This window comes from Nocardioides sp. Z24_21, assembly GCF_058134345.1.
This window is the reverse complement of record NZ_JBYTTH010000002.1, coordinates 1,078,886-1,087,518: the sequence shown is the minus strand read 5'-3', so window position 1 is coordinate 1,087,518 and position 8,633 is coordinate 1,078,886. Positions and strand designations below refer to the sequence as shown.

The window sequence follows — 8,633 nt, the reverse complement described above, 5'->3', positions numbered from 1 at the left end:
CCCTGCTGAGATGCTCCACGAGATACTGACCAAGGCCGCTGAAAACCACGGTGTTGCGTGACTACCTAGATTCCGCCGCACCTGCGTGTTCCCGTGGTGCACCCGCCCGGCTCGCGGCTGCGACATCGACCACGTCACCGAGTTCGACCACGACGCCGCAGCAGACGGACGGCCCCAGCCGGGACCAACCCGGAGCGACAACCTGGCCGCCCTGTGCCGATCCCACCACCGGCTCAAGACCCACACCGCCTGGCGCTACGCGACGGTCGGGCCGGGCGCATTCGAGTGGGCCAGCCCTCACGGCCACCGCTACCGCCGCGACCCCACCGGCACCACCCGGATCGACGAGTCGGACCCACCCGACCCACCCGGCATCCCAAGCCCCCGCCGACGATGACCCCGCCCCGGCACCCCGCCACCCGTCAGGTGGCGGGGCCACCGGCACGTCCGGAGCGATCGACGGGGCCTGCGCGGATCGCCCTGCCATCGCACCCCGCGCGGGTTGTGTGCGTCGCCAGATGTGATGCCCAGGCAGGTTGTCCCACCTCGTGATGGGTGGCGCTTCGCGATCGGCCAAGTGGACGACCAGTGCGGGACGCCGCTGTCAGGATGGCGCGATGAGCGAGACGGTGCTCTACACCGGAGACGACTTCTACTGCGACGTGGCGATCCCGCGCGCGGCGCCGTTGCACGTGGTGCACGAGGACGAGCTCGTGCTCGGCTACCACCACACCCGGCCGTTCTGGCGCGTCCACCTCGTCGTGGTGCCCAAGCGACACATCGCCTCCCTCACGACGGCGGGCCACGACGACGAGGAGGACGTGCGTGCGCTGCTCACCGTCGTGCAGCGGCTCGCGCGCGACGTCGAGCGCGCGTACGGCGCCGCCGCCGTGCTCACCAACCTGGGCCGCTACCAGGACTCCCGGCACCTGCATGTCCACGTCCACTCCGGCGCGCAGCGGCGTGCCTGAGGCGCGGCTGAGGACGTTCTGCACCCGATGTCAGACCCCCACGCCAGACTGCGCCCCATGGACGCCCGCGCACTGCTCAGCCGACTCGCCGAGGTGATCGACGCCCACGACTGGGACGGCTTGCCCGCCCTGCTGCGCGACGACTTCACCTGCCGCTACGTGCACACGGGCGAGGTCTTCGATCGAGACGGGTGGGTGCGGCTCAACGCCGACTACCCCGGATTCGAGCGGATGTGCGTGGAGGACCTCGTCGCCGACGGCGACCGCGGGGCGCTGCGGGCCCGCGTGACGTCGACGGACGACGCGGGTGAGCGCCTCGGGTTCGCCGTGGCCAGCTTCGCGACCGTGCGCGACGGGCTGCTCCACGAGCTCGTCGAGGTCTGGACCGACGTCGACCAGCAGCCACCCGCCGGGACCCGCTGAGCGCGGCGGAGCCCCGGGCCGACCCGCGCACGGCGGTCCGGCCCGGGGCTCCGGAGGCGAGGGCTCGAGCCCTGGGTCACCGCATGTTCTTGGCGGCGACCTTCGCGAGCTTCTTCATCGTGGAGGCGTCGATCGGTGCGTCGTCGGCCACGACGATGCTGGCGATGCGCTTGCCGTCGCGGATCAGCACGCTCGCGGAGTGGGTGGTGAAGGTGGAGATGGCGGTCTCCTGCACGATCGACAGGGACTCCTGGCCGAGCTTGGAGCCCTTGGTCGGCCGCACGGTGACGGTCGCGCCGCTGGCGGGATCGGTGTAGCTGGCGCACTGCTTGACGTACGACGTGAAGGCCTTGAAGTAGGTCTTGGCCAGGCCGCTGGACTTCACCTCCGCGACGCCGGCCACGACGATCGGGTCGCCCGCGCCGGAGAGGCCGGCGATGCTGACCGCGGAGGTGGCCTTCTTCTGCGTGTTGGCGCCGCAGGTGCCGTCCGGCACGGCGATCTTCTTGGTCCGCTCGGTCTTGAACTCGCCGTCCGCCAGCTCGGGGAAGAGCTTCACGATGTCGGCCTTGCCCAGTGCGTCCTTGGGGCCGACGGCAGCCTGCGCGGCGGGCGTCGACACCAGGAGCAGGGCGGTGGCGAGACCACCGGCGAGGGACAGGGACGTGCGGTTCATGGATGCTCCTGCAGGCAGAGGAAGTGCTGACCGCCCTGTCCTGCCCGGCGCCGCCCGGCTCAAACCTCCCGGCCGCGAGCGTCCCGCGGGTCGGGCTCAGTCGTCGACGAGGCCGATGCGGAGGTACTCGGCGGCGTAGGTGCCGCCGAGCAGGAGTGAGGCGTAGCGCGCCACCTCGGCGTCCGCGTCGGTCTCGAGGGACTCCACGCGTACGCCGTGGCGCGCGGCGGCGGCCCTCAGCTCGCCGGCCTGCCGGCGCACGGCCGGGTCGTCGGAGCGGTCGTCGAGGACGAGCAGCAGCGGCCGGATCTCGCCGGGGTCGTCGGCGAACGGGTCGGCGAACAGGTCGCGGGACCTGGTCGCCTCGATGACGGGGAGCAGGTGCTCGGCGTCGCCGGCGATCGCGGACCGGCCGCTCGTGCGGCGCAGCAGCTCGGCCAGCCGGCGCGCAGCCCGTGCGGCCAGGACGGAGCCGCCCCACACGAGGGGGTTGGTGTCGGCCATCGCGATGGCCAGCATCTTGGCCGGGTTGACCGCGAGGTCGCGGTGCGGCGAGCAGCTCTCCGCGACCTGGTCGAGCGAGGCGGCGACGGACTCGGCGTCCGCCCTCGGTCCGAGACGCACCTGGGCGAGGTAGTCGAGCACCACCACGGCCGTCGCGAGCTGGTCGCCCGTCACGGTCGGCAGCACCGTCACGTGCCGCCCCGCCGCGTGCTCGCCCACCAGCGAACGCTCGGGGCAGGCCACCACGACCTGCGCCCCGCGGCGCACGGCCTCGGCGACCGCCGACGCGGACCCGGCATCGTTGCCCTCGGGCGCCAGCATGACGACGAGGTCGAGCGAGCCCGCCCAGCCGGGCAGGCCCGGGTTGGGCCAGGCCACGAACGGCACCGGGCACCACGGCTCGAGCACCGCGCGCAACAGGCGCGAGTCGGGCCCGGCGGCGATCACCGCGCGCGGACGGGCCTCGTCACGACCCCGGGCGATGGCCTCGGCGGTCGCCGCGGCCGACTCGTGGGCCTCGCGCCGCACGCGGGCACCGCTCTCGGCGAGGGTGCGCAGGCGCAGGTCTACGGTGTCGAGCACGCGGGGGTCGTCCAGCCGGGACTCGTCGAACCAGGTCGCCACAGCCAGCTCCTCAGACGGGCTTGCGGGCCTCGTCGACCAGCAGCACCGGGATGTCGTCGCGGACCGGGTAGGCGTTGCCGCACCCCTGGCACACGAGCTCCTCGGCACCGCCGGACGCGTCCGGCGACAGCTCGCCGTGGCAGGCCGGGCAGACGATGATGCTCAGCAGCTGCTCGTCGATGTTCACGCCGATGATCCTAGGGGGTGCCGGGCGCCGTCAGTCAGTGGAGGTGAGCACCCGCAGGTGCCCCCGCTTGGCGCCGCGGGACGGGTCGTCGGTGGAGTGCAGCGGCGCCGGGGCCGGGGCCGGCCGGGCCGCCTCGCGCACCGCGTCGGCCAGCGCGAGGAGGTCGTCGCTGCTCGGCCCCTGCGCCGCGGGGTCGCCCGCGAGCCGCAGCACCTCCCAGCCGCGCGGGGCGGACAGCCGCTCGCTGTGCAGCTCGCAGAGGTCGTAGGCGTGCGGCTCGGCGTACGTCGCCAGCGGGCCGAGGACGGCCGTCTGGTCGGCGTAGACATAGGTCAGCGTGTTGACCGCAGAACGGCCACACGCCGTCCGCGAACAACGACGGGCAAGGCTCACGGCCCTGACGCTACCCGCCGCACCCACGTGCGGCGCTTAGGCTCGCGGCGTGGACATCGGGGTGGGCAGCGAGGCACGCGGACCGGACAGTGGACCGGAGGGCGGCAAGACCCGCGCGCGCCGCACCCGTGACCGGCGCGGGCGCGGCATGCGCGGCCCGGGCGTGGCGCCCGCCCGGCCCGGCACGCCGGCGCTGCGCACCGCTCGGCAGCGCTTCGACCAGCTCGTGCTCGACGTGGTGACCCCCCTCGACGAGCGGTGGCACCGCCACCTCGGGCTGGTGGAGTACGCCGTCGAGGACGCGCCCATGCTTCCCGACGACTGGGGCGACGAGACGGTGCCGCTGTCGTCGCTGGTGCGCGGCAAGGGCCAGGACCCCACCCGGCTGGTGATCTTCCGGCGCCCGATCGAGCACCGCTCGAGCAGTCGCGACGAGCTCGAGGCGATGGTGCACACCGTCGTCGTCGAGCAGATCGCCGAGCTGCTCAACCTCACGCCCGGGCAGGTCGACGAGAGGTACGCCGACTGAGGCTCGTGGGCAGGAGTCCCGGCTAGCGCTGGGCCGGACGCACGTCGGGCACCTGGCTGGTGGTGTCGAGCTGCGGCAGGGGCAGCACCGACAGCCCGCGATCGTCCACCTCGACCGACACCACCGCGCTGGTGCGCTCGACGCCCAGCAGGGCCAGCACCGCGTCGTCGGGCACCTTGATCCGCGCCGCGGTCGCCGGGTCGAGCTCGACGCGGCGCTCGCGGACCACGGCGGTCCCGTCCTCGTCCCATGCCCGCAGCGTGACCAGGCCGGGCGCGGTCGCGCCCGTGACGACGAAGCGCTTGGCCCCGGCGGGGAGCGCGACGGCCGCGTCGCCGTCGATCGCGGAGCCGGCAGCGGCGAGCGCGAGGTCGCCCGCCGTGCGGGTGCGCAGCGAGGCGGTGACCGGACCGGTCGCCTCCAGCCGAAGCGCCTGCACGCCCTGCAGCAGGCGCCCACGCAGGACGCCGGTGAGGTCGACCTCGGTGACCGTCGCGGGCGCGAGGGTCACCTCGTCCACGCCCTCGGGCGCGAACTCGCTCTCCTCGCTGACCAGCTCCAGGGCGACCCGGACCTCGCTGTCGCCGGGGTTGGCCAGGGTCAGGAGGCGGTCGGCGCGCGACGTGCCCACCCCCGCGACGTAGGACGTCGCGGCGGGCTCGGCCTGCGACGGCAGCCACTCGCGCAGCGGGCGGGCGCGACCCACCGGGTCGACGACGTCGACGACGCTCGACGCGAGCCGGCCGCGGGTGACGACCACCCGCAGGGCGAGGGCGTCGCGGTTGGGCACGACCTTCGCGAGGTCGAAGGAGGTGGACCGGCCGCCGGGGACGCGCACGCCCCGCAGCGCCGGGACGTCGACCTGCCCGCTGCCGTCCCAGACGGTGACGTCGGCGACGGCCGGGCCGCGGTCGGGGTTGATCAGGGTGAGCGTCGAGGTGTGCTCCGCCGATGCGCCGACGCCGGTGAACCACCGCTCGGGTGCCGGCTGGTCGCAGTCGGTGGCCGAGCCGCCCCCGGAGCGGGACGCGACGAGGCCCTCGGCCAGCTCGCCGGTGCCGTTGACGACGACGTAGCGCCGCTCCTCGCGGGCCGCGACCCCGTCGGTCACGGGCTGGGTCACCTCGCGGCGACCGACTCGCAGCGCCAGGTCGCCCGAGGCCAGCCCGGTGCTGCCGAAGCGCACCTCGTCGGCGCCGGGCAGCCGGGCGGGACAGACCGTCGTGACCCGGTCGAGCGGCGCGTCGGTCGGCGCGTGGGACGCCTGCGGCTCGGCGGCCGGCCGCACCAGGGCGAGCGCGGCGACGGTCAGCAGCGGGATCACCACGGCCAGGATCGTCAGTGGCGCGGGCCGGCGGCTCGTGGTCTCGGCCGCCCTGCGGCGGCCCCCGCCGGGGGTGGGTGCGGTGGGCTCAGGCATCGCGGTCCCCCTGCCGTCGCGTCCGGACGGTCGGGGCGGCGAGCACGAGCGCGAGCACGATGGCGGCGCCCTGCACCACCAGCAGCACGGTGCGCCACCACGGGCTCGGCCCGTCCACCGAGTCGGGGTCGAGGGGCCGGTCCACGCGCCAGGCGCGGGTGGCGCGGTCCTCGGCGCTGGCCTGCTCGAGGCCGGCGGTGGCGTCGAGGAGCGAGGAGATCCGGCCGTCGGCGGGCGAGCTCAGCACGACGTACTCGATGCCGCGGGCACCGAGGTCGGCCACGACGGCGGGCGTCGGCGCGGAGACCAGCGCCTGCACGTTGCTGGTCAGGCCGGGGTCCTCGTCGGCCAGGGTGAGGATCTCGTCCTCGCCGACGGTGGTGCCGTCGTCGCGCCGGATGCGGTAGGCGACCCCGTCCTCGACCGAGCCGTCGATGACCAGCACGCCGTGCTCGTCGCCGAGCAGCGAGCTCTGCTCCATGTAGACCGGCACGGTCTGCTCGCTGTCGTGCGAGAGCACCTCCTCGTCGGCCGACGTGGTCAGCCACCAGCCCAGCCCGCCGAGCGGCACGACCGCGGCGGCGATGGCCAGCGCCGTCGCCACACCGCGCTGCCACCACGGGTGGTGGTCGGTGAGCCGGCGCAGGTAGGCGTCGGCGCCGAGCACGACCGCCACGACCGCCGTGCCCTGCAGGATCACCACGAACAGGCCCAGGGTGGGCCGCGTGGTGACCGCGGGCAGGTCGAGGGTCACGTGCGACAGCAGGCCGGAGACGACCGCCGCGGCGAGCGCCACCAGCCAGCACAGGAGCACCGCCACCCGCGTCCGCCGCGGGACCAGGGCGACGACCGCCAGCAGGGCGAGCACCACGCCGAGCCACCAGGGGGCGCCGAGGTCGTTGAGCCGGCCGGTGACGAGGCCGCCGAAGGTGACCTGGTCGACCGTGAGTCGACCGGCCTCGAGCAGCAGCCCGGACGCCGAGCCCGTCGTCAGCAGCGGCACCAGCCAGGGGGCGAGCAGCACCGGGGTCGCGGCCACGGCGACCACCGGCGGGCCCCAGCTGTCGCGCTCGCGCAGCAGCCGCGGGGCGATGACGGCCGCCGCGCCCAGGACGACGGCGGTGGCGAGCAGGGCGAAGAGCCAGAGGCCCGGGACGAACGCCGCGCCGAGGGCCAGCAGCAGCGCCGTGCGCCACGCGGCTCGCCAGCGCCGGTCGCGGTCGGGGTCGACGAAGCCGAGGGCGGCGTGGGCGGTCCACGGCAGCAGCGCGGCGACCGCGACGATGCCGAACCGGCCCTCGGCCCACGCCCCCGACGTGACCGGGACGAGCGCGTAGGTCAGCGCGCCCCACACCACGAGCCAGCGCGGCAGGCCCAGCGGGTCGACGAGCCGGCCGACGACCTTGAGCAGGCGCCACGCGCCCCAGGCCGCGAACGGCACCGCCAGCAGCATGAGCGCGGACACCACGGCGCTGGTGCTGCCCAGGAGGACGGTGGCGCCCAGCGCGAACGGCAGCACGTAGGCCGGCGCGGGCACGTCGGTGCCGGTGCCGAGCGGGTGCCAGCTCGACACGTGCAGCCGCCACCAGTCGGCGGCGGCCTCGGGCACCGGCGAGAGCGCGCCCCCGGTGATCGACCCGAACGCCTCGCGCCCGGCGACCAGCGCGAGGACCGCGAAGAGGGCCAGCACGACCGCGACGGGGTTGGTGAAGAACCGCGCCACGATGCCCGTGTCGGTGAGGAAGGCGTCCTCGTCGTCCTCGACCGGGCCGCGACGCTCGATGCGCGAGCCCGCGGCCGGGGACGACTCGGTCGCCTTGGCGAGTCGGCGCCGCTCGGCGACGTCGACGGCCTGGCTCGTGGCCGCGGAGGCGAGGTCGGTGACGAAGTCGAGGCCGTGCCGGTAGGGCAGCCACCACGGCGCCAGCAGGCGGCGTACGTCGGCGGCCTCGCCCTGCCGTGCCCGGGCCCGCTCGCGCCGGGCGGCGAGGAGCTGCCCGAGACGCCCGTGCACGGACAGCGTCGCCGCCAGCTCGTCGAGGGCCTCCCCCACCGAGCGCACGGCGAGGAACCCCAGCACCCGCAGCAGCGAGCCGAGGAAGAGCCGGACGTACTGCCAGGCGAAGCCGCGCGTGGACACGTTGGCCAGCGACGTGAAGAGGGCGGCGCGACGCTCCTGGTAGTGGGTGTGGCGCCCGGTGAGCGGCGTGCGCCGGATGCCGCGGTGGGCGGCCTCGGCGTGGAACACGACCGCCTGCGGCACCACGAGGGCGTGGTGGCCCGCGAGCGCGGCCCGCCAGCCGAAGTCGATGTCGTTGCCGAAGATCGGCAGCTCCTCGTCGAGCCCGCCGAGCGACTCGAGCACGCGGCGACGCACCAGCATGCCGGCGGTGTTGACCGCGAGCACCTCGCGCACCGCGTCGTGCTGGCCCTGGTCGTACTCGCCGCGCTCGAGGCCCGTCTCGCGCCGGCCGGTGCCGGTGATGGTGAGGCCGACCTCCAGGAGCCGGCGCAGCGAGGGCCACTCGCGCAGCTTGGGCCCGAGGATCGCCACGTCGGGGTGCTCCGCGGCGGCAGCGAGCAGCTCGGCGAGGGCCGTCGGGGCGGGGTTGGCGTCGTCGTGGAGCAGCCAGACCCACTCGTCGTCGTCGGCCGCGGGCGCCAGCTCGAGGCCGTGTCGCACGGCGGCGGGATAGCTCGTCGAGCCGGGCACCACGTCGAGGACGACCCGCTCGCCGAGGGCGGCGCGGACGAGGTCGGCGCTCTCGTCGCGGCTGGTGGTGTCGACGGCCACGACGCGGTCGACCGGGTGGGTCTGCCCGGTCAGGCCGGAGAGGACTGCTGGGAGCCAACGCGCCCCGTCATGACTGACGAGAAGCGCAGTGACGGTCACCGCAGCACCCTAG

At 75.1% G+C, this 8,633-nt stretch carries 9 protein-coding genes; 3 read left to right on the top strand and 6 right to left on the bottom strand.

Translation table 11 applies throughout. From position 1 onward, the window contains the following. Positions 1-617 precede the first annotated feature (617 nt). Positions 618-971 carry an HIT family protein gene (locus AC3X7Z_RS11600; protein WP_186341446.1) on the top strand — a complete coding sequence of 118 codons (354 nt, stop codon included), beginning with the start codon at positions 618-620 and terminating at the stop codon, positions 969-971. A 57-nt stretch (positions 972-1,028) separates the two neighbouring features. Beyond that, positions 1,029-1,394, top strand: coding sequence for a nuclear transport factor 2 family protein (locus AC3X7Z_RS11595; protein WP_186341445.1), 366 nt, complete (start codon positions 1,029-1,031; stop codon positions 1,392-1,394). A gap of 76 nt (positions 1,395-1,470) precedes the next feature. Here AC3X7Z_RS11595 and AC3X7Z_RS11590 read toward each other — a convergent pair whose 3' ends face one another. The 4 genes from AC3X7Z_RS11590 to AC3X7Z_RS11575 form a co-directional block, all read right to left on the bottom strand. After that, the gene (locus AC3X7Z_RS11590) at positions 1,471-2,070 is read right to left on the bottom strand and encodes a hypothetical protein (protein WP_186341444.1); all 600 of its coding nucleotides are present in this window, start codon (positions 2,068-2,070) and stop codon (positions 1,471-1,473) included. A 96-nt stretch (positions 2,071-2,166) separates the two neighbouring features. After that, positions 2,167-3,198 (bottom strand): SIS domain-containing protein, encoded by a 1,032-nt coding sequence (locus AC3X7Z_RS11585; RefSeq protein ID WP_489976000.1) that lies wholly within the window; start codon positions 3,196-3,198, stop codon positions 2,167-2,169. Between the two features lie 10 nt (positions 3,199-3,208). Continuing rightward, positions 3,209-3,385 carry a Trm112 family protein gene (locus AC3X7Z_RS11580; protein ID WP_186341442.1) on the bottom strand — a complete coding sequence of 59 codons (177 nt, stop codon included), beginning with the start codon at positions 3,383-3,385 and terminating at the stop codon, positions 3,209-3,211. Between the two features lie 30 nt (positions 3,386-3,415). Next, a complete protein-coding gene (locus AC3X7Z_RS11575) occupies positions 3,416-3,778 on the bottom strand; it encodes a DUF3499 domain-containing protein (protein WP_489975999.1) in 363 nt (120 codons plus the stop codon). 49 nt (positions 3,779-3,827) lie between these two features. Here AC3X7Z_RS11575 and AC3X7Z_RS11570 point away from each other — a divergent pair, with 49 nt between their 5' ends. Further along, entirely contained in the window at positions 3,828-4,307 is a 480-nt protein-coding gene (locus AC3X7Z_RS11570) for a metallopeptidase family protein (RefSeq protein ID WP_489975998.1), read from the top strand. A 22-nt stretch (positions 4,308-4,329) separates the two neighbouring features. On the opposite strand, the gene AC3X7Z_RS11565 is transcribed toward AC3X7Z_RS11570, so the two are convergent. After that, complete coding sequence (locus AC3X7Z_RS11565) at positions 4,330-5,727, bottom strand: DUF5719 family protein (protein WP_489975997.1); 1,398 nt, start codon at positions 5,725-5,727, stop codon at positions 4,330-4,332. Then, complete coding sequence (locus AC3X7Z_RS11560; RefSeq protein WP_489975996.1) at positions 5,720-8,620, bottom strand: glycosyltransferase family 2 protein; 2,901 nt, start codon at positions 8,618-8,620, stop codon at positions 5,720-5,722. The genes AC3X7Z_RS11565 and AC3X7Z_RS11560 overlap by 8 nt, the downstream gene beginning before the upstream one ends. Between the last annotated feature and the right edge of the window lie 13 nt (positions 8,621-8,633).